Here is a 25,385-nt window from a genome sequence, read left to right as displayed (position 1 = left end):
TGTCGCACCTGTCGCTCTCCGCTCTTGTTCGCTGCGCTCACGGGCCGCTCGGGCCACGGCTTCGCCTACCGGCTCAGCCTCCGGCCGCCGCCGCAGATTTGGGGGAGGACCTCGGAGATGGATCGGCGGAGAACCATGTCGGCGAGATGATCCATCTCGGTGGGCTCCGCATTGACGATCACCACGCGAGCGCCTGCCGATTTTGCCGCCGGCACCACCGCAGCGATCGGATAGACGGCCAGCGTCGTGCCCACGGCCAGCATCAGGTCGCAGTTCTCCGCTGCAATCTGCGCACGCAGCAGATCTCGCGCCACGAGCTGCTGGCCGAAGCTGATCGTGGCACTCTTGAGAATCCCGCCGCACACCGGACACGACGGATCGTCCTCGCCGAGCCGCACCCGATCGAGCACCACCCCCATGTCGGCGCGGTAGTCGCACTCCAAGCACGCAACCTCGCGGATGGTGCCGTGCACCTCCACGATCTTGTCGGGATCCGAGCCAGCGTCGTGGTGCAGCCCGTCCACGTTCTGCGTGAGCAGCGACACCAGCTTGCGGCGACGCTCAAGCTGCACAAGGGCTCGGTGCCCGTCGTTGGGCTCGGCACCCCATGCACGGTGATCCATGCGCGCCCGCCACGCCAGCACGCGCACCTCCGGATCTGCCAAGTAGTTCTGCAGCGTCGCCTGCTTCTCGGCAGCGGGGTTCTTGGTCCACACGCCATTGGGGCCGCGGAAGTCCGGGATTCCCGAATCAGTGGAGATCCCGGCGCCGGTCAGCACCGTGATGGCGCTCGCCTCGTCGATCCACTCCGCCACCGTCCGGACATCGTCCTCGGTGTCGGAACCCGCATCAGGCCCCCGGTCCGTCTCGGCTGGGCTCATGCCCCACAGTCTGACTGATCGCCGGGTACCGGGCTTGACGAGGTTTGTGTGACTAAAAGTTTATTTCATGTTGTATAAGTATTTTTTGCTATACAACATGTCAACCGCACACGAACGCCGGCCCCGGCCGGACGCGACACGAGACGCTGAAGGAGACCTCGATGCGAAACGACGGCCTGCCGACGACTCCCCCGCCCCTGACTGCCAGCAGCGACGCTGCAGCGGTCAACCTGCAACTGGTCGGCGGCACGGCGACTGTGCAGAGCGAGCCGCTGGTCCCAGCGGCCACAAGCGAGCCGCTGCGTGTTCTGTTGGCGCGGCCGTGGGATGACCCCAACTTGCGGCGCCGTGGCCACGATCCGCGGTCGGCCTACGTGGAGCGCTTCTGGGTCGCCATCCTGGGGCCGAGCGCCGTCTGGTTTCTGCGGCTGCTCGCACGGGAGTTCGACGAGCTGGCCCCAGGCGAAGATCTGTGGCTGGATCTCGACTCCACCGCCCGGCGACTCGGGCTCCAGCACCGCGGCGGCCGCACGAGCAGCTTCATGCGCACCATCGACCGCTGCGCCATGTTCCACCTTGCGCAGTTCGCCGATGATGCCGTGCTGATGGTTCGCCGCCTGCTGCCGCCCGTGCCACGCCGGCTGTACGACCGGATGCCCCAAGAGCTGCGTGAGGATGTCGGACGCTGGTCGCGCACCGATGGGGGTGCGGATTTCTCGGTCGGCGAGACACGCCTGCTCGCTTCGTGCATGTTGATGCTCGGCCACGGCCTGCACGAGTCGGCCGAGCGCCTGGTGACGCTCGGGCTCGCGCCCAATGCCGCAAACGAGGCAACGGCATGGGCATGGGCGCAGCGACGCACGCGACCCGGTACGCGCCGCAGCCGCTAGAAGTCGGTCACCAGCCGCAGATCAGCTCCACCAGCGTGCGCACGCCGAAGCCGGTCGCGCCCTTGGATAGCTCGCCGGCGTCGGCATCGGTGCGCACAGGCCCGGCGATGTCGAAGTGCACCCACGGCGTCTCGCCCACAAACTCCGACAGGAACAGGCCTGCGTGAAGCGTGCCCCCGTAGCGGTTCTTGCCGATGTTGCGCAGGTCGGCGATCGGCGAGTCGAGCTGCTCGCGGTACTCCGGCGGCAGGGGCAGATGCCAGAGCAGTTCTCCCGCGGCGCTTGCCGCAGCCTCGGCACGCTCGATCGCTGCGGCGTCGTTGCCCATGAGTCCGCCGTACTTGTCGCCGAGCGCCACCATGCAGGCGCCCGTCAGCGTCGCGAGGTCGACAACTAGGTCAGGCTCCTCTTCGACCGAGAGCGACAGTCCGTCGGCGAGCACGAGCCGGCCCTCCGCGTCGGTGTTCAGCACCTCGACCGTCTTGCCGTTGCGGATGCGCAGCACATCGCCGGGCTTGGTGGCTGTGGGTCCGGGCTGGTTGTCGGTGCAGCAGCAGATGCCGGTGACCGCGACATCGGGCGCCAGCCGGACGATCGCGCTCATCGCGCCGATGACTGCGGCAGCGCCGCCCATGTCGATCTTCATCCACTCCATGCCCTCGAAGGTCTTGAGGTTGAGCCCGCCCGTGTCGAATGTGATGCCCTTGCCGACGAGATGCACGGTCGCACGCGGTGTGGCCGTCGGCTGCCAGCGCATGCGGATGAGCGCCGGGGGCTCGGTCGAGCCCGCGTTGACGCCCAGCATCCCGCCGCATCGCTCGGCTTCGAGCCGTTCGCGGTCCCATACCTCGACAGACGCGGTGCCCGCAGCGTCGTCGCCTTCGGCGCTGGCAGCTTCAATCGCTGCCGTTGCTGCTTCGGCGAGGCCGGTGGCCGTGAGCGCACCGCCCGGCTGGTTGACCAGGTCGCGGGCGAGGGCAATGCCACCGGCCACCGCTGCGGCTCGGGTGATGGCTGCCGCCGTGTCGGTGCCGTCGGGCGCAGCGAGCACGACTTGGCCGAGCGCGTCGGCTTCGGGCGGCTCGCCCTTGTGCTCGTTGAACCCGTAGGAGGCCAGGAGCATGCCTTCGACGACTGCCGCGAGTGCGATATCGGCACCGAGATCGTCAGCCGCAACGGCCGCCAATGCCGATGTCAACGAGTCGACCTTCGATGCCGCCCGCCAGAGATTCGCCGCAGCCTTGCGAACACCCGCGGCAGTGAGTTCGTCGGCACCGAGCCCGACGGCGATGGGCATGGTGTCGTCCGAAGTGTCGGCGATGCCGGCCATCAGCGCAGTGCTGCCCGCTGAGCCATCGAAGCCGCTGGCTGCCAGGTAGTTGGCCGTGGCCCCCAGCGTGTCCAGCGCGTCGCTGCGCACCGGCCTGTCGGCGGCGGCCGTGGGCGGCGCGCCGGCGGGGTCGGTCACAACCTGAAAGTTGTCAATCGAAACAGTCAGCGGCACAGCATCCTCGCTCTGTCGGGTGCGTCACGAACGACGGCAAGCATCGCGCGCGTTGCGGTTCTACCCGACGCCGACGCTCGACGCAGCGGATATGTGCTCGGCGCCGACCCCGGGGCGTATCTCGCGTCACGCAGAGCGCAGGTGCACCACGTCGCCGACCGCCACGGTGTGGATCGTCCCGGCATCGTCGGTGATCAGCAGCCTGCCTTCAGCGTCGAGGTCGCTCGCCACACCTTCGAGGCTGCGCGCGTCGTTGGCGGGCTCGTCCGTTGTGGCATCAAGCGAGACGCGCACACGACGGCCGAGCGTGGCGGAATTCGAGCGAGCCTCGTCCAGCACGACGGCTGCTCCGGCGCCGTCAGCGGCCCGGCACAGCAGCTCGTAGCGAGCCTCCAAACCCTCGAGCACCCGGCGTGCCAGCAGCGTGCGGTCCACGGGAGCTCCCGATTCCAGGTTCAGGCTGGTAGCGACACTCGCGAGTTCCGCGGGCACCACCGGCCAGCCGGTGTTGAGGCCCATGCCCACGACAAGTGCAGACAGCCGTCCATGCGTGCTGATGGACTCGGCCAGGATGCCCGCCAGCTTGCGATCATGGCGAACCGCGTCGTGACCGGCCGCTTCAGGGCCCGCAGGGCCAGCCATCACGAGGTCGTTGGGCCACTTCAGCTGCGGCCGGACGCCGCTCACCTGTTCGCACGCGTCTGCGGCCGCCAACCCGACGGCAAGCGCCACCAAGGCCGCCCGAGTCGGAGGCAGCGGTCCCGGCGGTGGGCGCAGCAGCACCGACATCATGAGCGAGGTGCCCGGCGGCGCCGTCCAGCGACGGCCGCGACGGCCGCGTCCGGTGGTCTGCAGGTCCGCGATCAGCACCACTCCTTCGGGTGCCCCGCGGCGGGCCCGATCGAGCAGCTCGGTGTTGGTGGAGCCGATCTCGGCGTGCCACTCGACATCGGCGAAGCGGGTGCCAGCGACCGACCTGAAGTGCGGTGAGTCGAATTGCCCCGGTTCGTGCTCGGCAGGCACGCAGCGACAGTACCGGTAGCGAACATGAGCGAGGAGCAATAGCGTCGCCGGTCTATGTTCGGCAAGCTCCTCATCGCCAACCGGGGCGAGATCGCGGTGCGTGTCATCCGGGCGTGCCGCGAGCTGGGCATTCCGTCGGTCGCGGTGTACAGCGAACTCGACCGCGACGCCATGCATGTGCGACTCGCGGATGAGGCGTTCGCCCTCGGCGGTCAGACAGCAGCGGAGAGCTACCTCAACACCGAGGCAATCCTCGACGTCATAGATCGAAGCAGTGCCGATGCGGTCCACCCCGGCTACGGCTTCTATTCCGAGAACGCCGACTTCGCCCGCGCCATCACCGAGCGGGGCGTGACGTTCGTGGGGCCGCCGCCTGAGGCCATCGAGGTGATGGGCGACAAGATCTCGGCGCGCCTAGCGGCTGAACGGTCCGGCGTCGCCGGCGTTCCCGGCACCACCGAGGTGATCACCTCCCCCGACGAAGTCGCGGCATTCGGCGATGAGCACGGCTACCCCATCGCTATCAAGGCGGCATACGGGGGCGGCGGCCGCGGCATGAAGGTGGTCAACGGGCCCGACGAGATCGAAGCCGCGCTGGCCTCGGCACAGCGCGAGGCCGAGGCGTTCTTCGGCCGGGGCGAGTGCTACATGGAGCGCTACCTCACCTGGCCTCGCCACATCGAGATGCAGGTCATCGCCGATCACCACGGCAACGCCGTGTGGCTGGGCGAACGTGACTGCTCCGCGCAGCGCCGGCACCAGAAGCTGGTGGAGGAGAGCCCCGCGCCGCTGCTCGACGATGCCGTCCGCAAGGCGATGGGCGACGCGGCGGTGGCCGTGGCCCGTGGATGCAACTACACCAATGCCGGCACGGTGGAATTCCTCTACCAGGACGGCGAGTTCTTCTACCTGGAGATGAACACACGGCTGCAGGTGGAACACCCGGTCACCGAGATGGTGACCGGCATCGATCTGGTGCGCGAGCAGATCCGGGTGGCCGCCGGGGAGCCGCTGTCGTTCACGCAGTCGGAGGTGACCTCGGTCGGTCACGCGATCGAGGCGCGCATCAACGCCGAGGATCCCGCAGGCGGTCGCTTCCTGCCGTCTCCGGGCCCGCTGACATCGCTGCGCGTGCCCGACGGTTTCGGCATTCGCTGGGACGGCGGCTACGAGGCCGGCGACACGGTCAGCCAGTACTACGACAACCTCATCGGCAAGCTCGTCGTGTGGGGCTCGGATCGACCGACGGCCATCGCCCGCATGCAACGGGCCCTCAGCGAACTGAGCGTCGGCGGCGTCGCGACGACCGCAGCAGCGCACGCGCAGATCATGGCCTCAGACGACTTCCAGGCCGGCATCCACAGCACGAAGTGGGTAGAAGAACAGCTCGACCTCAGCGGTGTGACCGGCAAAACCGACGTAGAACCACCCGCTGCGCCCGACGGCGATGAGGGGCCGCGCGTGCGACGGGATGTGGTGGTGGAAGTGGACGGCAAGCGGTTCTCGGTGAGCGCATGGGTGCCCGAGACAGCGCCAGCCGCCAATGCGGCCAACATGGCGGCTCGCCCCCGGCGAGCGAGCGGCGGATCTTCGGCGGGCGCCGGTACCGGTCAGGTGACCGTCCCGATGCAGGGGACCATTGTCAAGATCCTGGTGGAGATCGGCCAGGAGGTTTCTGCCGGAGAGGGGGTGGTGGTGCTCGAAGCCATGAAGATGGAGAACAGCATCAACGCCGACCGCTCCGGAACCGTCACCGAGATCAAGGTCGAGCCTGGCGACACGGTGGGCGCCGGCGACGTGGTGGTCGTTATCTCCTAGCGCGGTGTCCAAAGCGCGCCCGCGGTGAGGGCGGCACCGTCTCCTGCTCACGGAATCCAGCAGGTCCCAAGCTCGCAGGCGCCGGCGCCGCCCTCACCGCTCAGTGATCTGTGTCTTCGGCCTGCTGGTGCTTCTTGAGTGTTCCGAGGTCGAGTTCTATGGCGCGGACGCGGCGCAGAGTTCGCTCTGCGATGACGCGGTTGGCGCGCAGCAGGTCGGCCAGAACGCCGAGCATCACCAGCTGCATGGCTACAAGCAGCGCGACGGCGCCGATGATGAGCGATTGCACGTGACCTGAGCCGTCCGAGGTCACCAGGAACCACCCGAAACGGGCGAACAGGAACAGGCCGACCGCCGCGAACAGCGCAGCCGGCACGGCGAAGACCCGCAGCGGCTCATGCATGGCGTACACACGGGCGATGGTGCCTGCCGATCTGCGCACGTACTGGCGCTTGGACTTGAACAGGCGCGACGGCCGGGTGGTGGGATTCACCCGCACCGGCACATCGGTGACTGCAAGGTCCGACTTTCCGGCCTGGATCACCGTCTCGAGCGTGTAGGTGAACCGCGACACCACGTTCGCCGCGAGCGCTGCCTCCCGGCTGTAGGCGCGGAACCCAGAGGTGACATCGGCCACATCGGTCGCCGAGGCCTGCCGGACGGTCCACGAGCCGAGCCGCTGCAGACGCTTCTTGAGCGGTGAGAACTCCGGGTGGTTGCGGATGTCGCGCGAGCCGATCACCAGGTCGGCACGGCCGGCCACGATCGGCTCGGTCAGCTTGCTGATGTCGCCCGCGTCGTACTGGTTGTCGCCGTCGGTGTTCACGATGACGTCGGCGCCCATGCGCAGTGCCGCATCGAGACCGCTGGCGAACGCCACGGCGAGCCCCTTGTTCTGCGTCAGGCTGACGACTGCGTCGGCGCCGTGGTTCCGGGCCACCTTGACCGTGTCGTCGGTGGAGCCGTCATCGATGACCAGCCACAGCACCTCGTTGAAGCCGTCCACCTGGCGTGGCAGGGCGCTCAGGGTGGTTCCCAGCGTTTCGGCCTCGTTCAGGCAGGGGATCTGGATGACCAGCCGCACCCGCCCATTGTGTCGGGCGCGCTCGCGGCGGAGGCGACAGGTCAGTCGACGTTGAGGCGGGCGAGGCGTATGGCGGCGAGGGCGAGGCTGACGGCTGAGACGCTGGCCAGCACGACGACGGCGGTGATGAGCCCGTAGGTGGTGAAGCCGAGATCGACATCGGCGATCCGTGAGAGCAGCGAGCGGGCATACCCGCGCAGCGACAGGCGCTCGGCAAAGTCGCCGAGACCCACCGCCAGGCCCTCCCACAGCAGCACGTAGGCGATCCCCCACAGAACAGCTTTGCGGAACAGCAAGCCCAGCAGCACGAACAGGCACGAGTAGGCGACGGTCCCCAGCGCCGCGGCAGCCAGCGCCCCAAGCGCGACGCCTCCTGAATCTGCAACGAGGTCAGTCGCGAACCAGCCACCCAGCGTGGTCGGGATGACGCACAGCGGCAGCGAGACCGTAACGGCCGCAGCCGCCGCAGCCACCACGAGCGGAGCGCGGCCCATGGGACGCAGCCACAGGTACACGAGCGTGCCGTCGTCGCGGACATCGCCCAAGGAGGCTGCGGCGAAGACCAGCGAGACGATCGGCACGATGATGATCAGGCCGAAGCCGTCGGCATAGCTGGCGCCGTCGAACAGCGCCCCGGCGTTGGCCGAGCCCCCGCCGTTCGCTGAGTTGCCCACCACCCAGCCGACCACGACCATGACGGCGCCGAGCGCGCCGAGCGCCACCAGGCGGCCGACGGAGAAGATCTGGCGGATGAGAACCCGGTAGCACAGCGCCGTCGTTCGCAGAGCGCCGACACGGTGCCGCTGTGCGTCGAGCGCTGCGTTCATCGTCGTTCCACCAGGTAGCGGAAGACCGATTCGAGGTCTTCGTCGAGCGGGACGACCTGTCGCAATCGGGCGCCCAAGTCCTTCGCCAACGGCGCGATCTCACGTCCCAGGCGATCCACCTCCATTGTGTCCGCCACCACGACATCGCCCTCGATGCGCACCCCGACCGCGGTGCCCGAGGTGACCAGTGCCGCGGCGAGCTCGCGGGGCTTGTCGGCCTCGATGCTGATGCGATGCGGGCGGTCGTCCATCAGCTCGCGGAGTTCGCGGTAGTCGCCGCTGGCGACGAGGCGTCCCTGGGCGATCACCAGAATTCGCGATCCGAGCCGGGCGACCTCCTCGAGTACATGAGACGACACAAGTACGCAGCGCCCTTGCGCGCCGAGATCCTCGAGCAACTCGATCATGCGGCGTCGCTGAACGGGATCGAGTCCGTTGAGGGGCTCGTCGAGAATCAGCACCTCGGGATCGTGGACGAGGGCGGCGGCCAGCTTCGTGCGCTGGCGCATGCCCTTGGAATAGCCCGACACCGGCCGATGATCGTCGGGGTCGAGTTCGACGATGCCCAGAGCGTGTCTCCCCGCCGCCTCGGGATCCGCCACACCTTGCGTGGCGGCTGCGATCGTCACGAATTCGAGCGCGTCGAGCCGGTCGAACAGGGCGTCCTGCTGCGGTGACAGCCCGATCCGGCCGCGCACATCCCGGTCGGTGCGGGCGTCAGCGCCCAGCACGCGCACCGTTCCCCGCGACGGCGGAATCAGCCCGCACATCATGCGGAACAGCGTCGACTTGCCTGCACCGTTGGGCCCGAGCAGCGCAGTGACACCGGCACGGACGGCGAAGGTCACGTCGGACACGGCAACCACATCGCCGAAAAACTTCGACACGCCGTGCACCTCGATCATGCCGACCGGTGCAGTGCCATTGCGTCCGGCCGCCGAGGCGCCGGCGGAACGGGCGGCGGATGGGCCGGGACCGGTCTGCGCACCCGGCGCGGGGGCCGGTACCGGGTTGGGGCGAGCGCTCATCGGCTCACCACGATCCGGCGGTAGCGCCACCACACCACTGCCCCTCCTGCGATGACCCAAGCAGCGTTGGCCGCGAGGACGAAGAGCGTCGACAGCTCGCTGATGCGCGTGCTCGGCGGCCCTTCACTCTCACCGAGCGTCGAGGGCGGTCCGACACCAAAAATCCGGTCCTTCAAGGCAGCGCCGATTTCGCCAAGATTGAACCCATACAGGTGCGGGTCGACTTCGGCGACTTCGACGAGCACGCTGGTCACGAGATTGCTGCCCAGCAGGAGCAGGATCACGCCGATCACCGCAAACGCCCGCCGGTCGGTCAGGCTCGAGATGGCCAGGCTCGCCGCGGTGATGGTGGCTGCGATGGCAACACCGGCCACCAAGATGCGGACCAGCACAATGGCCCAATCGACGGGTCCGTCAGGTCCGGATCCTTCGATGGTGTAGGCCACCAGCAGGAACAGCAGCGGTCCGACGGTGATGACCGCCAGCGTCGCAACCACCGCGGCAGCCTTGGAGGCGAGGTAGCTCCACGGCCGCAGCGGCGTCGACAGGTAGAGCGGCAGCATCCCGTTGCGCCGATCGGCGACGAGGATCTCGGGCACCACGATGCCGCAGTAGAAGAACAGCGCCGCCTGGATCCAGCTGTAGTACTCGTGATAGTCGGGCAGGATCTGGCTGGAGATGAGGTCGCTGTCGAACACCGTCGCCCAACCGACGAGCACGATCGCTGGCACGAGGGCGATCACGACAGCCAGCCACGGCAGGAACTTGTGCCTAGCGGGGCGCCCCAGCCCGAGCGTGAACCGCGTCGACGAGACGATCACTGCGCGCATGGCGCCGGCGAGCCCGTGCCGAGTGCCGCTGTAGGAGCGGTAGCGCTGGTCGAGAATCTGCGCGGCGTCGTCGCCGGCTTGCGTCGCCGGCATGGCGGCGTCCCTGACAGAGCTCACGTCGGCACTTGGGTCGCCCCTGTCAGTCATGTCGACGACGCTTCGAACAGGTCAGCCAGCGTGCGCCGCCGGGCCTCAAGGCGCCGGATGCGCGCCCCTGCTTGGGCAACTGCGTCGCGGGTCCGATCGCTCAGCTCATCGGTGTCGACGCCGCTGAGTCGCAACGTGGTGCCAGTGCGCTCCACGTCGAGGCCAGCACCACGCAGCGCGCTCTCGACCGCGTCGACGGTCCCTGCGGGCTCAGCGATGTCGACCAGCTCCAGCGTGATGCCCTCGCCGTCGCCGACGAGTTCGGCGATCGGGCCGTCGGCCACCAGGCGCCCTGCGTCGAGGGCCACAATGTGGTCGCAGACCCGTTCGACCTCCTCGAGCAGGTGCGACGACAGCACCACGCTGACCGAGTGCTCGCTGCTGATCTCACCGATGAGCGTGAGCATCTCGCTGCGCTGGGTGGGGTCGAGCCCCGAGGTCGGCTCGTCCAGCAGCACCAGCTCGGGGTCTGAGGCGACGGCCTGCGCCAGCTTGACGCGCTGGCGCTGACCGGTGGACATGGTGCCAAGCGTGCGGGTGCGCTCCTCGCCCAGCCCGACCAGCCACAGGCTGTCCGACGCGCGGGTGCGGGCCTCGCTGCGGGGCAGCCCTCGCACCTGTGCCAGATGGCGCACGAAGTCGACGGCCCGCATCTCGTCGGGCAGCACGTCACGCTCGGGAGCGAACCCCACCCTTGCCCGCAAGGCGGCGCCTTGGCTGCGGGGGTCGAGCCCCAGCACCCTCGCGGAGCCCGAAGTCGGCTGACGCAGGCCGAGCAGTGCGCTGAGCAGCGTGGTCTTGCCGGCGCCGTTCGCCCCGACCAGTCCGGTCACGCCGGGCCGCATCTGAATGTCGAGCGTGTCGAGCGCGACCGTCGATCCGAACCGCTGTGTCAACGCTGCCGTGGAGACGAGCACTGTCTCGGCAGTGGCAGCGTCGTTCACGCGCTCAAACTAAACCATTGGGCGGCTGGCAGCCGTCATGGGGCGAGATCGGTGGCTAGTGATCCGCTTCGGCGAGACCCGCAACGGCCAGCGCCTTCTGCTTGGCGGCATCGAGGTCGTAGTGCTTGCGGGTGACGATGCGCTGGGCATAGAGGCCGCCCCCGGCTTGCAAATTGGTCACGAACTTCCAGCCGCCGTAGGAGTCGGCTGTGAGGTCGCGAATGGTGTGCATCAGTCGTGCCCGGTACTCGCCGTCAACGTCGTTGCGAGTGGACATGTACTTGCGGGCCAGCGCGCCGACATCGGGATTCTCGAAATCGGCCGGCACCGGCGACGTAAGCACGGCACCGCCGGCGATGTCATGGAGGTGCCGCACCATGGCGCTGTAGTTCGCCGCCGCCTGGAACTTGCCGGCGTTGGTGTAGAGCTCGTTAGGAAACGCCGCACCCTCGGGCCCGATCGAGCAGTGAGCAATGGCAGCTTCCAGCGCCGCTCGGATGAGCGTCGCGTGGATGATCAACTCGGAGATCTTCTCCTTGACGTGGCCGATCCCCGCCGTGCCGTTGGCCTCGGCCACGAGCTGGGCCAAACCGACGAGCTGGTCGGCTTCCTCCACGAAGGCCGACAGCCCGCCGAGGCGTTCCCACAGTCCCAGCGCATGGGCGAACACGGCGGCATAGTGCGTCTCGCCGTCGAGGAAGACGCGCTCGTGGGGCACGAACACGTCGTCGAAGATCACGAAACCTTCGGGATAGTGGTGCTCGCCCGACACGGGGAACGCCCGGGGATCCTCATGGCGGGGCGCGTAGGTGGTGTTGATGATCTTGACGCCGGGGGCGTTCACCGGCACCGAGCAGCCGATCGACCAATCCTCCTCGCCGGCCTTCATGGCCTTGGTGGGAATGGTGAGCAGTTCGTGGCCGAACGAGGCGCCGGTGATGTGGAGCTTGGCGCCGCGGATCACCACGCCGTCGCGCTGGCGATCCACGACGCGCACATAGGAGTCGAGGTCGTCCTGGCGGGCAGGCGGCCGGCTGCGGTCGCCCTTGGCGTCGGTGATGCACTGGGTGATGCGCACGTCATCGCGCTGCGCCTCGCGGATGAAGGCGTCCATCCGCTCGATGTAGTCGGGCTTGGAGTCGACCATGCGGCCTGCGGCGGTCTTCAGCGTTTGGATGGACGTGTAGGTGACATGGGCCATCATCCCGGCCGAATGCAGCATGGGGATCATCTCGCGCAGGTCGTCCGCGCTGCGCGGCACGGTCATCAGCGGCGACATGGCCTCGGGTGCCGGGTCGTAGAAGCGGTCATAGCCCGCGGCCGTGGCGTCCACCGTCTGGCCGAGGATCGGGTGTGTCTCCAGGTCGTCGATCTGCTTGCCCTCGAAGTACGTCAGGCGTCCGTCTGCGAGCGATTCCTTGTACTGCTGGCCGGTGCGCATCGTGAGCTCCCCATTTGTCACAGTTGCCGTGCGAGCGGCAGTCACGCTAGTGGCGCGCGGTGGAACCGGCCGGGGTCGGAGGTGACTGCAGGGGCCGGTGCGCTAGAACGGCACCCATGACCGATCCCTCCTACAAGGGCCCCGTGCCCGACATCTCCGACCCCGACGCAGCGGCGACGTACCAGCTCGACGGGCACGTCGCCACGATCACCTACAACCGGCCCGAGGCAATGAACGCCATCAACGGCGACATGCGGCAGTGCCTGAACGCCGCGTGGATGGAGTTCTACAACAACTCTGACGCGTGGGTGGCCATCATGACCGGGGAGGGCCGAGCGTTCTGCGCCGGCGCCGACCTGCGCGATCCGACGCGGGGCTCGGCGGGAATCTGGTCGGGGTCGTACTTCGAGATCCCCACCATCAACAGCCTCGAGAGCGGCCTTGAGCTGTACAAGCCGATCATTGCGGCCATCAACGGCGCGTGCATCGGCTACGGGCTCACCGGGGCCCTGGTGGCGGACTTTCTCATTGCGTCTGACCGTGCCATCTTCGGCATGCCCGAGGTGAGGATCGGTGTGCCGACCATCGTGGGCTCCATGCGGATGCCGCACAAGATCGGTTGGGCGAACGCCATGGAGATCCTGCTGACCGGCGAGAACTTCGACGCAACCCAAGCGCACGAGATGGGGCTCGCGTGGAAGGTCGTGCCGCACGACACGCTCATGGACGAAGCTCGCACTCTGGCCGAGCGCCTGTGCCAGGGAGCGCCCCTTGCCGTTCGGGCCGTGAAGGAAGTGGCGTGGCGCAGCCAGCGCATGGGCTGGACCGAGGCCCTGCGCATGGGCGAGTCGATCCGCAAGATCGTGGGCGACAGCGAAGACGCCAAGGAAGGCGGGCGGGCCTTCGCCGAGAAGCGCCCGCCCGAATGGACGGGCACCTGACTGTCCAGCCGCTGAACAGAGCTAACCGGCGAGGGTGAGGCGGGCCACGAGGTCGGTGCCGAAGCCGGTGAGGATCGCCAGGTAGAGCAGCCCGGTGGCCGCCATGACGGCCGCGTACTGGCGTTCGCGCAACGCCGCCATGGCAACGGCCGCAAGCGCCACGGTGGTGACCGCGCATGCAATCCAGAACCAGCCCAGCAACCCGCCGTAGCCGTCGTCGATGGTGCCGGTCAGCACCGCGATCATGCCGGTGGGCAGCAGCAGCAATCCCACCTCGATCGGCCAGATGCCGCCGAGATGGCGCACCAGCTCCCGCAACGGCTCCCGGCGCAGACCGGGCTGCACGAGGTACCAGTGGCCCAGCAGCATCGAATTGCTCACTACGCCCAGAAACGCAGCGCCGACAACGACACGCGCGAGGTGGAGCGCCGGTGCGATGTCGCCGCTCGCGCCGAGTCCTGCAGCGATGACCCCGACCAGGCCCACGAGAGGCGCTGCGAGGTCCCAGCGCGGGTCGAAGCCCTCGATCGTCCTCGTCGGTGAGGAACCGGTCGTTGCCCCGCCATCGCTGCCGGCATCTCCGGTCGGCGCGTCGAAAACTCCTGCGGGCACGTTGGGCACGGCCGAGCGCACGAGTGTCGCACCAGCGCACAGCGCCATCGCAATGCAGGCCGCGTCGCGCACGGCGTTCGGCTGGAACACGAAGCCGGTGACTGCTCCGATGGCGGCGATCACGGCATACAACGAGCGCAGCAGCCAGCCGTAGCCGAGCCCGACTTCGCGCCGCCGCGTGGTCACCCACAGGTACGCCAGCCCCCCTGCGGCCCACTGGCACATCACCGTCGCCACGTCCACCGGTGCGCCCTCAGCCATCGCCTCGCTGCCTCTCGCTGATCGGGGTGCGCTACGCGGGGACCGAGCGGGTCCGCGCGCTGAGCTCCACGGCTGCGGCGGATTCGGCGGCGTGATAGCTCGAACGGGTCAGCGGGCTCGACTCGACATGGTCGATGCCGAGCGCGGTGCCTACCGCCCGCCAACGTTCGAACGACTCGGGCGGCACCCAGCGGGCGACGGGAATGTGATGGCTCGTCGGTCGCAGGTACTGGCCGATCGTGACAATGCTCACGCCGACAGCTGCCAAGTCGGCCAGCGTGAGATCGACCTCTGCGTCGTCCTCGCCCATGCCGACGATGATGCCTGACTTGGTGACGTGCCCCGCCGAGGCGCTGCGCGCCAGCAGGGCGAGGCTGCGGGCGTAACCGGCCGAGGGCCGCACCGCCCGCTGCAGTCGGGCGACGGTCTCGATGTTGTGATTCAGAATGTCGGGGCTCGCGTCGAGGACGGTCTGCAGCGAGGCAGCGTCGCCGCCGAAGTCGGGAACGAGCACCTCGACAGTCGTGCCGGGCGACTCAACCCGGATGGCAGCGATGGTCTCGGCGAATGCGGCGGCCCCGCCGTCGGGAAGATCGTCCCGGGCCACAGCGGTGACCACCGCATGATCCAGCCCCATCTCGGCGACCGCGTCGGCGACCCGGCGTGGCTCGCCGGCGTCGAGCGGTGCCGGTTGGCGAGTGTCCACGAGACAGAAGCCGCAAGCACGTGTGCATCGTTCGCCGTTGAGCATGAACGTGGCCGTTCCTGCCCCCCAGCATTCGAAGATGTTCGGGCAGCCGGCCTCCTCGCACACCGTCACCAGTTCGTGCTGGCGCATCACCCGGCGCAGCCGGAGATAGTCCTCGTTCAGGTCCATCCCGGCACGCAGCCACGACGGCTTCCGCTCGCCGAGGTGCAAGCCGCCGTCGACTCCGGCCTCGGCCAAGCGCGCACGGCTGCGGGGCGCGGCCACCGCAACGCGGCGCGTGCCGTCTGCACGCGCAGTGCTTTTGCCGGCAAGCGCGGCACGCGCTGTATCTCGCGAACGACGAGAATCAGGCGATTCCGGGCCGGAGGGTTGCCCCGGTCCCAGGCCCCGGCTGAAGGCACTGAGGTCGGACGGGCGGTGCCGCCACGCCACGTCGGCGCGCTCGCAGCCGGCTCCGCCCCATCGCTCGGCCGCGCGGCGGACCACAGCATCGGCCACCTCGCGCATGGTCGCTGCGCAGCCCTCGGCTCGCAATGACGTCGGCCGGAGGTCGCGGATGCCGCACGGGATGATCCGTTCGAACCACGACAGATCCGTCTCGACATTGAGCGCGAAGCCGTGCATCGTGCGGCCGCGGCTCAGACGCACGCCGATGGCGGCGATCTTGCGCGGCGTGCCCTCAAGATCCAGCCACACTCCCGGGTACCCGCGCAAGCGCCCGCAGCCGGGCAGCCCCAGGTCGGCCAGCGCATCGATGAGCACCTGTTCCAGATCGCACACGTACGCCGATGTCTCCGCCAATCCCCCGCCGCGGCGACCGGGCAGCGTCAGGATCGGGTAGCCGACGAGTTGGCCGGGACCGTGGTAGGTGAAGTCGCCGCCGCGGTCGATGCGGACGCAGTCGGCGCCGACCTCGCCGGGATCGACGAGCAGGTTGGCCTCGTCTGCGCTCGGGCCCGCAGTGAAGACGTGGTGGTGTTCGAGCAGCAGCAAGTAGTTCTCCGCGCTGCGGGCCCACAGGCGCCGCTGCAAGTCGAGCGCTTCGCGGAAGCCGACCCTGCCGAGCCAGCGCACCTGCAGCACGGAGTGCACAGTTAGAACTCCGCTCCCCAGTCGTGCTGCTCGAGCATCTGGCGGATGTGGCCCAGGAAGCCTGCGGCGTAGCTGCCGTCGAACGCACGGTGATCCCAGCCCATCGCAAGGTGGCCCACCGAATGCACGGCGATGCTCTCGTTGCCGAACCGGTCCGTGACGACGACTGGCCGTCGAGCGACGCCGTCGGTCGAGAGCACGGCCACCTGGGGCTGGTTGATGATGGCCGCGGTGGTGTAGGTGCCGAACGAGCCGTTGTTGGAGATGGTGAACGTTCCGCCGCTGATGTCGTCGGGTGTCAGGCGCCGCTCTCGGGCACGCGCAGCAAGCTTGTTCATCGTGCGGGCAACGCCACGCAAGCTGAACGAGTCGGCATCGCGTAGCACCGGCACGATCAGCCCGTCGTAGTCGAGGTCGACGGCGACGCCCACGTTGCGACGGCGCCAGATGCGCAGGCCGCCGTCCTCCACCGAGGCGTTCAGCCGTGGCCAGTGAGCCAGGGCATCTGCCACGGCGACCACGATGAACGGCAGATAGGTGAGGCTGAATCCCTCCGCGGCTCGCCACGCCTCGCGGTGGGCCCGGCGAACCTGCTCCACATTCTCGTAGTCGACCTCGACGACGGTGAGAGCGTGCGGCGACGTGGCCATGGAGTTCACCATGTGCTCACCCGTGCGGCGGCGGATGTTGTTGAACGACTCGTAGCGCGAGTCGCCGTCGGTCCATTCGGCTGCGGCAGCAGCGGCGACCGGTGCCGGCACCGGCGGCGGGCTGGGTGCCGACGGCCATTCGCCGGCGGCCGGTCTGGCCGGAGACGTCGTGGGGCCCGCACTTGCAGCCGCAGCGCGCTGCCGCTCGTCGATGGCGTTCAGCACATCGGATCGGGTGATACGACCGCCCACGCCCGTGCCCACGAGGGCCGCAGGGTCGAGGCCATGCTCTCGTACCAGGCGCCGGACGACTGGCGAGAGCAAGTGGCTGCCATGGTCGGTTGCAGGCCCGTTCGCTGCTCCGTTGGCCCGTCCGGCAGCCGCACTCGCCGCGACAGGTGCAGCGGCGGGCGCGGCAGGCGGATCGGCGGGCGCCAGCGCGGCGGCAGGAGCGGCAGCCGGTTCTGCTGGCGCGCCACTGGGCACGGGGATTGCCGCATCGGGCGGCGGCGCGACAGCGCCTTCGGCCAGCTCCACGATCGCCAGCACCGTCCCGACGTCCACGGTCTCGCCCTCGGGGACGCGTATCTCGGTGAGTACCCCCTCCATCGGCGAGGGCACTTCGCTGTCGACCTTGTCGGTCGACACCTCGTAGAGCATCTCGCCCACCGAGATCGCATCACCCGGGTTTTTGAACCAGCGAGTGATGGTGCCCTCGGTGACCGTCTCGCCGAGCTGGGGCAGCACCAAGTCAGGCATATCGCGCCCCTGAACGGCGCACGGCGGCTGCCGCCGGGCTCATCCGTGCAGACCTCGCCCAGTGAGCGAGAGCATCGTCTCGCCGAAGAGCTCTGACAGCGTGGGGTGGGGCTGCACCAGCGCCGCCACTTCGGCGACCGTGGCCTCCCAGTTCACCGCCAGGTAACCCTGACCGAGCTGCTCGGTGACCCACGGCCCCATCATGTGAACGCCGAGCACGCGCCCGGCAGTGCCGTCGGCCTCACGCTCGGCCACGATCTTGACGAGACCCTCGGTGTCGTTGACGATCATCGCCCTCGAGTTGCCGGTGAAGCGGTGCTTCGACGTCACCACCTCGTAACCGGTTTCGCGAGCCGCCGCTTCGGTGAGCCCAGCAAACGCCACCTCGGGATGGCAGTAGATCGCCCAGGGCACGTTCGCGTAGTCGACCGGCGCCGGTTCTTCGCCGAGCATGTCCTTCGTGGCCACGATCGCCTCCGCGAACCCGACATGGGCGAGCTGCGGCGTATTGATGAGATCGCCGATGGCGTAGACGCCGGCCATGGTGGTGCGGCACACTTCGTCGGCCACCACGAAGCCCCGCTCGTCGAGCTTCACACCGGTGCCGTCGAGGCCGAGATGATCTGCGTACGGCCGGCGTCCCACCGACACCACCACCGCGTCGACTTCCAGCGACGCTTCGGTCATGTCGCCGTCGCCAGACCGGGGAGCGATCTCGTGCTGCACGGTTGTTCCACCGCCGCCCGGCGTGTGGCCGGTGACCCGGCAGCCGGTCAGCACCGTGATCCCCCGCTTGGAAAACGCCCGAGCGAGGGCCTTGGCGATGTCGGCGTCGACGCCGGGGATGATCTGCGGCGCGTATTCGAGCACGGTGACTTCGGCACCGAGATCGGCGAGCATCGAAGCGAACTCGCAGCCGATGGCGCCCCCGCCGATCACGGCCACGCGGCTCGGCACCTCGTCGAGTGCCAAGACCTCGTCGGAGGTCATCACCAGCGTGCCGTCGCGATCGAAGCCGGGCAGCGTCATCGGCACTGATCCCGCTGCGAGGAGGACGTGATCGCCCTGCAGCGTCTGGATGCCGGACTCGCCTGCGTCGACCTCGACGGAACGGTCGGCACACAGCCGTCCCGTGCCCTCGTAGGTCGTGACCTTGCGGCGGCGCAGGAGCCCCTTCACCCCCGTCTCGAGGCCGTCGACGATGCGCTGCTTGCGGCCCTGCGACACGGCGAAATCCAGCTCCGGCGGCTCGACATTGACGCCGAACTCGGCGGCCTCGCCGACGGTGCGCCAGACCGCTGCTGTCTCGAGCAGTTCCTTGGCGGGAATGCAACCTCGATGCAGGCACGTGCCGCCGAGCCGGTCGCGCTCCACGAGCGCGACGCTCATGCCCGCAGCGCCGGCGTACAGGGCTGCCCCGTAGCCCGCGGGGCCTCCGCCGATCACCACGAGGTCGTACCGAACCGGACTGCCTGTATCGCCGGTGTTCGTGTCACCTGCCATCGCGCGACGAGGGTACGCCGCGTTTCCGACCGGTTCGCACCGGGGCCTCGCCGCACGCACTGCGGCCGAGCCAGGCTGTGCTACAGCGCGATGAGCACCTGGACTGCGAACGCCATCAGGATGACCATCCCAGTCACGAGAGCCAAAGCAATCAATGCCCGGGTGCTCACCGGGCCGAATGTATCCCGCGCTATTGCATCCTGGACCCAGGGATAGGCTCGGCAAGGTGACGCATCCGCGGTACCGAGCGGTCATCGTGCTGCTTGCCGGGCTGGCAGGCCTCGGCGTTCTGGCCGGCTGCGGGAGCGTCGAGGTCAGCGTGTCCCGGGACACGGCGGCCGCGACATCTGCTGCCGAGGCGCCCGCTACCACCTCCGGCGGCACCGACACCGGTGCGGCTGCCGAGCCAACAGCAACAACTGCCGCCGTTCAGGAGACCCGGGCCGAGATCCTGCTGCTGGAGGGTGCGCTGCTCGACGGGCAGCAGTTCGACTTGGCTGCAGCGGCTGGCAACGATGTTCTGCTGTGGTTCTGGGCGCCCTGGTGACCGGCGTGCAATCGCGAAGCGCCTGCGGTCGCAGCGCTGAAGAGGGAGCACGGCGACAGCCTGATCATGGTCGGAGTCCCGGGCGGCGATTCCCAGGATTCCTACCGGAAATTCGTGGCCAAGCACCAGCTGGGCGAGATCCCGCAGGTCGCCAACGAAGACGGCGAGCTGTGGCGCCAGCTCGGCAACAGCTCCCAGCCGAGGTGGATGCTGGTGCGGGCCGACGGCAGCATCGAGCGCGGCGGCGGCACGCCCCCGCCCGACATCGTTCAAGACGCGCTTACGCCCGCCTGAGAACAGCCATGGCCGAGCCGAAGCAGCGGAGCGTGAGTGTGGAACGGCTCATTGTCGCTCCCGCGGAGAAGATCTTCGCGGTGCTGACCGATCCCGGCCGTCATTGCGAGATCGACGGCTCGGGAACACTGGCTCGCCTGACCACCAGCAATGCCCCGCTGACACTGGGCAGCACGTTCTCGATGCGCATCAAGGTCGGCGTGTCCTACACCGTCAAGAATCGGGTATTGGAGTTCGAGGAGAACCGCCTGATCACCTGGGCGCACTGGCAGGGACAGCGTTGGAGCTACCGGCTCGAACCCCAGCCCGACGGCAGCACGCTCGTGCGCGAAACCTTCGACTGGTCCACTGCGAAGCTGCCGCGGAGTGTCGAGCTCATCGGAGCTCACAAGAAGAACGTGGCCAACATGGAGAAGACGCTCGAGCGGCTCGCCGCACTCGTCGAGACCCCCGCCGAGGGCGATTAGTCGCCGGGCTCGATCACCCAGACATCGTCCAGCGCATCCTCCAGGCGCCGGTTCAGATCGCCCAGCGTGCGGTCGTCAGCGCGGCGCACCAACACGGCTTCGTCGCAGTTGTGCATGAACCAGGTGTCCCGGCGACGCATGGCCTTGCCGAATGCCTCGGTATCCGCCGGCACGCGGTTGGCAAGCACGAATTCCTGCACTGCACGCTGGCGCAGCTCTGCAAACCGCTGGCGTGACGGCCCCGGCCATCGACGCTCAACCCCCTCGAACGCCAGCACCACCACATAGGGCACACCGGCCGCGAGCGCAGCCTCGGCACCCAGGGTCTCGGCGCCGAGCCCAAGGCCTGTCGCTATGACGAGATCGGGATGCAGCTCGCGCTTGGCCGCAATGACGTCGCTCAACTGCCGGAGCACTTTGCGCGAGACCGGGTTCTCGTTGTAGCCGCCGAGCTCCGGCGGCCGGTGGCCCAGCACGGCTACCGCGTGACCGGTGATCTCCCGGTTCCCGGACGTCGGCTCGTCGGTGCTCACGGCACCTTTGGCAGGGCGGTGCGGCGCCGAACGCGGGTCGCTCAGCCGATCGAGCACGTCATCGTCGAACCGGTTGCCGCTCTGGCCGGCACCTGCCCCCGCAGCATGCACAGCCAGCGCGTCGGCAGCGGAGTTCAGCCGCTGGCCCGCATGACCCTTCACCCACTCGAACGTCACATCGCCCCGCGCCAGCACGGCCTCGATGAACGGTTCCCACAAGTCGCGGTTGGCCACCGGTTTCTTCGCAGTGTTCAGCCAGTTGCGCCGGTGCCAGCCCTTCCACCATTCATCGGTGAAGCACTTCACCACATAGGTGGAGTCGCTGACGATGCGCAGCGGTCCGTCCAGGTCCTCGACGGCTTGCGCCGCAGCCGCGACCTCCATGCGCTGGTTCGTGGTGGAGGGCTCGAAGCCGCAGGCCCACGGTCCGCCGTCGACCACGTAGGCCCAGCCGCCCGGACCTGGATTGCCCAGGCATGACCCGTCGGTGAAGACCTCTCGCGCTGCCGCGTTCGATATCTGGCTCATCCAAGTGCGACACTAGAACCCATGCTCTTTGACGGGTTGCATGAGCAGATTCCCGATATCGACCCCGATGAGACCGACGATTGGCTGCAGTCGTTCGCGGCAGTCGTCGAGGAACGGGGCAAGAACCGCGCACGTTTCCTGATCCGGCGGCTCATGTCCAAGGCCCGTGAGATGCAGGTCGACTTCCCCGCCACCGTCTCGACGCCATACATCAACACGATCGCCCCGGAAGACGAGCCCTGGTTCCCCGGCGACGAGGAGATCGAGAAGCGCCTGCGGGCCTTCATCCGCTGGAACGCCGTGGCCATGGTGACCCATGCGAACTCGTGGGCCGACGGCATTGGCGGCCACCTGTCCACCTTCGCCAGTTCCGCTGCGCTCTACGACGTGGGCTTCAACCACTTCTGGCACGGCAAGGACGACGGCGAACCCGGCGACCACATCTACATCCAGGGCCATGCGGCGCCCGGCATCTACGCCCGGGCCTATCTCGAAGGCCGCCTCGACGACACCGACCTCGAGCACTTCCGGCGCGAGATCGGCCGCACGGGCCTGTCGTCGTACCCCCATCCCCGCCTGATGCCCGAATTCTGGGAGTTCCCCACGGTGTCGATGGGCCTCGGGCCGATCACGGCCATCTATCACGCCCGCTTCACCGCTACCTCCACAACCGCCGAATCGACAACACGTCGGAGTCGAAGGTGTGGTGCTTCGTGGGCGACGGCGAGACCGACGAGCCCGAGACGCTCGGCGCGCTGCACCTCGCCGCCCGGGAGCGGCTCGACAACCTGATCTTCGTGGTGAACTGCAACCTGCAGCGGCTCGACGGTCCCGTGCGCGGCAACGGGAAGATCATCCAGGAGCTGGAGGCCAACTTCCGCGGCTCGGGCTGGAACGTGATCAAGGTGATCTGGGGCGGCCGCTGGGATGAGCTGCTGGCGCGCGACCGCGACGGCGTGCTGCTCAACAAGATGAACGAGACCATCGACGGCGAATACCAGCGCTACTCGGTGGAGAGCGGGCAGTACATCCGCGAGCGATTCTTCGGCCCCGATCCGCGACTGCGCGAGATGGTGCAGCACCTCTCCGATGAAGACCTCCAAACGCTGCCCCGCGGCGGCCACGACTACAAGAAGCTGTACGCGGCCTACCAGGCGGCCGTCGAGCACGAGGGCAGCCCCACGGTCATCCTGACCAAGACGGTCAAGGGCTGGTCATTGGGGCCCGACCTCGAAGCCCGCAACGCCACACACCAGATCAAGAAGCTGAACCGCACGCAGCTCATGACGATCCGCGAGCGACTGCGGCTGCACAGCGAGATCGATGCAGAGTTCGATCCCGACGATCCGCCCTACTGCCGGCCGGCGCCCGGCAGCGCCGAGCACGAGTACCTGATGGCACGCCGCAAGGCGCTCAACGGCCCGCTGCCCAAGCGCATCGGCAACTGGTGCCGCAAGACGCTGCCGATGCCCAGCTCCAAACCCTTCGAGGAATTCTCGGCGGGGTCGGGCGAGATGGCGGTGTCGACCACCATGGCGTTCACCCGGATGCTGCGGGCGATGACGCGTGAGCCGGGCTTCGGCGACCGGGTGGTGCCGATCATTCCCGACGAAGCCCGCACGTTCGGCATGGACTCGCTGTTCCGCGAGCTGGGCATCTACGCCAGCCAGGGGCAGCTGTACGAGCCGGTCGATCACGACCTGCTGCTGTCGTACACCGAGCACATCGACGGTCAGATCCTCGAAGAGGGCATCACCGAGGCGGGTGCGCTGGCCAGCTTCACCGCCGCGGCCACGTCGTATGCCACCCGCGGCGTGGCGATGGTGCCCTTCTACACCTTCTATTCGATGTTCGGCTTCCAGCGGGTCGGCGACATGATCTGGGCGCTGGCCGACATGCGGGGGCGCGGCTTCCTCATGGGGGCCACGGCGGGTCGCACCACCCTGATGGGCGAGGGTCTCCAGCACCAGGACGGTCACTCGCCGCTGCTGGCCTCGGTGGTGCCGCCGTGCCAGGCCTACGACCCGGCGTTCGCCTACGAACTGGCTGCCATCGTGCAGGACGGCATCCGGCGGATGTACGGCGTGGGCGAAGACATCTTCTACTACCTCACCATCTACAACGAGAACTACGTCCAGCCTCCTGAGCCCGATGATCTCGCTGTGCAAGATCTGCTGGCGGGGCTGTACCGCTACGCCCCGTCGCCGCCCGGGCGCGCCCACTCCGGCACGATCCTGTTCTCGGGCTCTGCGCAGGGGGCTGCGCGGGCAGCAGCAGAGCTGCTGGCGGCCGAGCACGACGTAGGCGTCGACCTGTGGAGCGCCACGTCGTACAAAGCGCTGCGCGAGGAGGCGCTGTCGTGCGAGCGGTGGAACACGCTCCATCCCGACGATCCCCAGCAGGTGCCCTTCGTGACCCGGCAGCTGGCCGACGGCATGGGGCCCGTGATCGCCGTGACCGACTTCATGCGGGCCGTGCCCGACCAGGTGTCGCGCTGGATCGGCCGCGACTACACGTCGCTCGGCACCGACGGCTTCGGCCACAGCGACACCCGCAGCCGGCTGCGGGAGCACTTCGAGATCACCGCCGAGCACATCACCGTGGCCGTGCTGTGGCGCCTCGCCGAGCTCGGCGAGATCGATGCGAGCGCGGCGGCGGAAGCCATCAAGCGTTACGGCCTGGCCACCGACAGCGCCGACCCCTGGTCCGCAGCAGCGCACTGAGCCCTGCGAGCAGCGGGCATGTCCGGTGATGTCCGGCCTACGCCGCCAGACTGTCCCGATGCCCAGCGACATCCCGTGCCCGCAGCGATGGTTCGACGACTACGAGGCCGGCGAGCGTTTCACGTTCGGCTCCACGACGATCGACGAGGCCGAGATCATCGAATTCGGCCTCAAGTTCGACCCCCAGCCGTTCCACATCGATCCCGAAGCCGCCCGTCACACCGTGTACGGCCGGCTGATCGCCTCGGGATGGCACACCGGCTCGATCATGATGAAGCTGCTGGGCGAGCACCTGCTCGGGCCATCCAGCATGGGCTCACCCGGTCTCGACGAGCTGCGGTGGCTGGCGCCCGTCTATCCGGGCGACCGTCTCACGCTTGTAGTCGACGTGCTGGAGCTCGTCCCGAGCCGCTCCAAGCCCGACCGGGGCATCGTCAAGATGGCACACGAACTCGTCAACGAGCACGGCACCACGGTGGTGCGCTCGGTGGCGAACATGATGATCGCCCGGCGCACCTGAAACAGCCCGATCCACGAGCGCTTCGCTCGGCTAGGCGTACTGGGCGGCTGCTTGGCGCTCCAGCCAGCCCAGCAGGATGGCCACCGCTCGCGGATCGTGACGGATGCGGTGGTCGGCACCCTCGATGAGGCGCAACTCTGCACTGGGATGCCCCGAAGCCAGATGTCGGGCCTCTTCGTAGGGCACCTGCCGGTCGTTGATGCCGTGCAGGATCAGCAGCGGCCGGTCGGCCAGCTGTCCCACAGCGTCCATCGCCCGGTTCTGCTTCAGTTCACGATTCCAAGCGCCAGTCGACTTCGGAAACCCATCAGTTCGGATCACACCCACGTTGCGACAGTGCTGCAGGAACGCCTTGGGGTCGCTCGCCCAGTCGTCAAAATCCGCCCTGGGCGCCATCGCGGCCACGCCGCGAATCCGGGCGTCGCGCGCGGCCGCCAGGATCGCCACAGAGCCGCCGGTTGTCGAGCCCACGAGCCATACACCCCGGCAGCCCTCGGCGAGCACACGGGTGACCGAGCGGCCGATGTCGTCAATCCAGCCGAGCAGGGAGAAATCGCCGTCAGACTCGCCGCAGCCGCGCATGCTCACCGCGAGCACCGTCCAGCCCTGGGCCTCGGCGATGCGCTCGGCGAAGAGCTGGTAGGTGCGGTTCGGCACGCCGGGCCGCTGCATCGATGGGAAACCGTGGCACAGCACCACTGCCGGCCCGCTGCGGACAGATCGCTTCGGGCGCACCAGGATCGCTGCGAGGCCCGGGCTGCCCTCGATGGTGGTCTCGGTGACGTCGGTGCTCACGTCGCTGCGCGCTGTCGGCCGAGCACCGCTTGCG

Annotated in this window: 22 protein-coding genes and 1 pseudogene; 8 read left to right on the top strand and 15 right to left on the bottom strand. The window is 68.5% G+C overall.

Features of this window, described 5'->3' with window-relative positions; translation table 11 throughout:
- Nucleotides 1-65: 65 nt before the first annotated feature.
- Entirely contained in the window at nt 66-881 is an 816-nt protein-coding gene (locus ACOGI8_RS04985; protein ID WP_419855787.1) for an SIR2 family NAD-dependent protein deacylase, read from the bottom strand.
- Nucleotides 882-1,042: 161 nt separating this feature from the next.
- Here ACOGI8_RS04985 and ACOGI8_RS04980 point away from each other — a divergent pair, with 161 nt between their 5' ends.
- Nucleotides 1,043-1,771, top strand: a complete 729-nt coding sequence (locus ACOGI8_RS04980) for a hypothetical protein (protein WP_419855786.1) — start codon at nt 1,043-1,045, stop codon at nt 1,769-1,771.
- Nucleotides 1,772-1,778: 7 nt separating this feature from the next.
- Here ACOGI8_RS04980 and ACOGI8_RS04975 read toward each other — a convergent pair whose 3' ends face one another.
- Both ACOGI8_RS04975 and ACOGI8_RS04970 read right to left on the bottom strand, forming a co-directional pair.
- Nucleotides 1,779-3,239, bottom strand: a complete 1,461-nt coding sequence (locus ACOGI8_RS04975) for a leucyl aminopeptidase (protein ID WP_419855785.1) — start codon at nt 3,237-3,239, stop codon at nt 1,779-1,781.
- Nucleotides 3,240-3,401: 162 nt separating this feature from the next.
- Nucleotides 3,402-4,298 (bottom strand): biotin--[acetyl-CoA-carboxylase] ligase, encoded by an 897-nt coding sequence (locus ACOGI8_RS04970; RefSeq protein WP_419855784.1) that lies wholly within the window; start codon nt 4,296-4,298, stop codon nt 3,402-3,404.
- A gap of 54 nt (nt 4,299-4,352) precedes the next feature.
- Between ACOGI8_RS04970 and ACOGI8_RS04965 the strand changes: the two genes are divergently transcribed.
- Nucleotides 4,353-6,116: an acetyl/propionyl/methylcrotonyl-CoA carboxylase subunit alpha gene (locus ACOGI8_RS04965; RefSeq protein WP_419855783.1), complete on the top strand. Its 1,764-nt coding sequence runs from the start codon at nt 4,353-4,355 to the stop codon at nt 6,114-6,116.
- A gap of 100 nt (nt 6,117-6,216) precedes the next feature.
- Here ACOGI8_RS04965 and ACOGI8_RS04960 read toward each other — a convergent pair whose 3' ends face one another.
- From ACOGI8_RS04960 to ACOGI8_RS04935, 6 genes are read right to left on the bottom strand one after another with little or no spacing between them, the layout of a single operon-like run.
- A complete protein-coding gene (locus tag ACOGI8_RS04960) occupies nt 6,217-7,200 on the bottom strand; it encodes a glycosyltransferase family 2 protein (protein WP_419855782.1) in 984 nt (327 codons plus the stop codon).
- A 41-nt stretch (nt 7,201-7,241) separates the two neighbouring features.
- Nucleotides 7,242-8,027, bottom strand: a complete 786-nt coding sequence (locus ACOGI8_RS04955; RefSeq protein WP_419855781.1) for an ABC transporter permease — start codon at nt 8,025-8,027, stop codon at nt 7,242-7,244.
- Entirely contained in the window at nt 8,024-9,055 is a 1,032-nt protein-coding gene (locus ACOGI8_RS04950) for an ABC transporter ATP-binding protein (protein ID WP_419855780.1), read from the bottom strand. Before ACOGI8_RS04950 ends, ACOGI8_RS04955 begins: the two co-directional genes overlap by 4 nt.
- Nucleotides 9,052-10,032, bottom strand: coding sequence for an ABC transporter permease (locus ACOGI8_RS04945; protein ID WP_419855779.1), 981 nt, complete (start codon nt 10,030-10,032; stop codon nt 9,052-9,054). Before ACOGI8_RS04945 ends, ACOGI8_RS04950 begins: the two co-directional genes overlap by 4 nt.
- A complete protein-coding gene (locus ACOGI8_RS04940) occupies nt 10,029-10,976 on the bottom strand; it encodes an ABC transporter ATP-binding protein (protein ID WP_419855778.1) in 948 nt (315 codons plus the stop codon). The genes ACOGI8_RS04945 and ACOGI8_RS04940 overlap by 4 nt, the downstream gene beginning before the upstream one ends.
- A 55-nt stretch (nt 10,977-11,031) precedes the next feature.
- Complete coding sequence (locus ACOGI8_RS04935; protein ID WP_419855777.1) at nt 11,032-12,417, bottom strand: 4-hydroxyphenylacetate 3-hydroxylase N-terminal domain-containing protein; 1,386 nt, start codon at nt 12,415-12,417, stop codon at nt 11,032-11,034.
- Nucleotides 12,418-12,533: 116 nt separating this feature from the next.
- On the opposite strand from ACOGI8_RS04935, the gene ACOGI8_RS04930 reads away from it, so the two are divergent.
- Nucleotides 12,534-13,358 (top strand): enoyl-CoA hydratase/isomerase family protein, encoded by an 825-nt coding sequence (locus ACOGI8_RS04930; RefSeq protein ID WP_419855776.1) that lies wholly within the window; start codon nt 12,534-12,536, stop codon nt 13,356-13,358.
- Between the two features lie 21 nt (nt 13,359-13,379).
- Here ACOGI8_RS04930 and ACOGI8_RS04925 read toward each other — a convergent pair whose 3' ends face one another.
- From ACOGI8_RS04925 to lpdA, 4 genes are read right to left on the bottom strand one after another with little or no spacing between them, the layout of a single operon-like run.
- Nucleotides 13,380-14,231: a hypothetical protein gene (locus ACOGI8_RS04925; protein WP_419855775.1), complete on the bottom strand. Its 852-nt coding sequence runs from the start codon at nt 14,229-14,231 to the stop codon at nt 13,380-13,382.
- Nucleotides 14,232-14,262: 31 nt separating this feature from the next.
- Entirely contained in the window at nt 14,263-16,032 is a 1,770-nt protein-coding gene (lipA, locus tag ACOGI8_RS04920) for a lipoyl synthase (RefSeq protein WP_419855774.1), read from the bottom strand.
- Nucleotides 16,033-16,034: 2 nt separating this feature from the next.
- Nucleotides 16,035-17,441: a dihydrolipoamide acetyltransferase family protein gene (locus ACOGI8_RS04915; RefSeq protein WP_419855773.1), complete on the bottom strand. Its 1,407-nt coding sequence runs from the start codon at nt 17,439-17,441 to the stop codon at nt 16,035-16,037.
- A 39-nt stretch (nt 17,442-17,480) separates the two neighbouring features.
- Nucleotides 17,481-18,944, bottom strand: coding sequence for a dihydrolipoyl dehydrogenase (gene lpdA, locus ACOGI8_RS04910; RefSeq protein WP_419855772.1), 1,464 nt, complete (start codon nt 18,942-18,944; stop codon nt 17,481-17,483).
- 226 nt (nt 18,945-19,170) lie between these two features.
- Here lpdA and ACOGI8_RS04905 point away from each other — a divergent pair, with 226 nt between their 5' ends.
- The 3 genes from ACOGI8_RS04905 to ACOGI8_RS04895 all read left to right on the top strand — a co-directional run bounded on the left by ACOGI8_RS04905 (nt 19,171) and on the right by ACOGI8_RS04895 (nt 20,252).
- Nucleotides 19,171-19,491 carry a hypothetical protein gene (locus ACOGI8_RS04905; protein ID WP_419855771.1) on the top strand — a complete coding sequence of 107 codons (321 nt, stop codon included), beginning with the start codon at nt 19,171-19,173 and terminating at the stop codon, nt 19,489-19,491.
- Nucleotides 19,492-19,557: 66 nt separating this feature from the next.
- The gene (locus ACOGI8_RS04900) at nt 19,558-19,785 is read left to right on the top strand and encodes a hypothetical protein (RefSeq protein ID WP_419855770.1); all 228 of its coding nucleotides are present in this window, start codon (nt 19,558-19,560) and stop codon (nt 19,783-19,785) included.
- A gap of 32 nt (nt 19,786-19,817) precedes the next feature.
- Nucleotides 19,818-20,252: an SRPBCC family protein gene (locus tag ACOGI8_RS04895; protein WP_419855769.1), complete on the top strand. Its 435-nt coding sequence runs from the start codon at nt 19,818-19,820 to the stop codon at nt 20,250-20,252.
- On the opposite strand, the gene ACOGI8_RS04890 is transcribed toward ACOGI8_RS04895, so the two are convergent.
- Nucleotides 20,249-21,313: a ribonuclease H family protein gene (locus ACOGI8_RS04890; RefSeq protein WP_419855768.1), complete on the bottom strand. Its 1,065-nt coding sequence runs from the start codon at nt 21,311-21,313 to the stop codon at nt 20,249-20,251. The genes ACOGI8_RS04895 and ACOGI8_RS04890 overlap by 4 nt on opposite strands.
- Before the next feature lie 21 nt (nt 21,314-21,334).
- Between ACOGI8_RS04890 and aceE the strand changes: the two are divergent.
- A pseudogene (aceE, locus tag ACOGI8_RS04885) lies at nt 21,335-24,036 on the top strand (pyruvate dehydrogenase (acetyl-transferring), homodimeric type).
- Nucleotides 24,037-24,094: 58 nt separating this feature from the next.
- Nucleotides 24,095-24,556 carry a MaoC family dehydratase gene (locus tag ACOGI8_RS04880; protein ID WP_419855767.1) on the top strand — a complete coding sequence of 154 codons (462 nt, stop codon included), beginning with the start codon at nt 24,095-24,097 and terminating at the stop codon, nt 24,554-24,556.
- Between the two features lie 30 nt (nt 24,557-24,586).
- Here ACOGI8_RS04880 and ACOGI8_RS04875 read toward each other — a convergent pair whose 3' ends face one another.
- Nucleotides 24,587-25,351 (bottom strand): alpha/beta hydrolase family protein, encoded by a 765-nt coding sequence (locus ACOGI8_RS04875; RefSeq protein ID WP_419855766.1) that lies wholly within the window; start codon nt 25,349-25,351, stop codon nt 24,587-24,589.
- Nucleotides 25,352-25,385 lie beyond the last annotated feature (34 nt).

The organism is Candidatus Poriferisodalis sp. (assembly GCF_965204195.1).
Taxonomy (GTDB): domain Bacteria; phylum Actinomycetota; class Acidimicrobiia; order Acidimicrobiales; family Poriferisodalaceae; genus Poriferisodalis.
This window is presented reverse-complemented; position numbering and strand designations above follow the sequence as displayed.

Coding starts and splice junctions, on each gene's coding strand:
- ACOGI8_RS04890 (WP_419855768.1), bottom strand. CDS start 21,313: ATGAGCCAGATATCGAACGCGGCAGCGCGAGAGGTCTTCACCGACGGG.
- ACOGI8_RS04950 (WP_419855780.1), bottom strand. CDS start 9,055: ATGAGCGCTCGCCCCAACCCGGTACCGGCCCCCGCGCCGGGTGCGCAG.
- ACOGI8_RS04900 (WP_419855770.1), top strand. CDS start 19,558: ATGGTCGGAGTCCCGGGCGGCGATTCCCAGGATTCCTACCGGAAATTC.
- ACOGI8_RS04955 (WP_419855781.1), bottom strand. CDS start 8,027: ATGAACGCAGCGCTCGACGCACAGCGGCACCGTGTCGGCGCTCTGCGA.
- ACOGI8_RS04935 (WP_419855777.1), bottom strand. CDS start 12,417: ATGCGCACCGGCCAGCAGTACAAGGAATCGCTCGCAGACGGACGCCTG.
- ACOGI8_RS04980 (WP_419855786.1), top strand. CDS start 1,043: ATGCGAAACGACGGCCTGCCGACGACTCCCCCGCCCCTGACTGCCAGC.
- ACOGI8_RS04925 (WP_419855775.1), bottom strand. CDS start 14,231: ATGGCTGAGGGCGCACCGGTGGACGTGGCGACGGTGATGTGCCAGTGG.
- ACOGI8_RS04915 (WP_419855773.1), bottom strand. CDS start 17,441: ATGCCTGACTTGGTGCTGCCCCAGCTCGGCGAGACGGTCACCGAGGGC.
- ACOGI8_RS04880 (WP_419855767.1), top strand. CDS start 24,095: ATGCCCAGCGACATCCCGTGCCCGCAGCGATGGTTCGACGACTACGAG.
- lpdA (WP_419855772.1), bottom strand. CDS start 18,944: ATGGCAGGTGACACGAACACCGGCGATACAGGCAGTCCGGTTCGGTAC.
- ACOGI8_RS04945 (WP_419855779.1), bottom strand. CDS start 10,032: ATGACTGACAGGGGCGACCCAAGTGCCGACGTGAGCTCTGTCAGGGAC.
- ACOGI8_RS04930 (WP_419855776.1), top strand. CDS start 12,534: ATGACCGATCCCTCCTACAAGGGCCCCGTGCCCGACATCTCCGACCCC.
- ACOGI8_RS04985 (WP_419855787.1), bottom strand. CDS start 881: ATGAGCCCAGCCGAGACGGACCGGGGGCCTGATGCGGGTTCCGACACC.
- ACOGI8_RS04965 (WP_419855783.1), top strand. CDS start 4,353: ATGTTCGGCAAGCTCCTCATCGCCAACCGGGGCGAGATCGCGGTGCGT.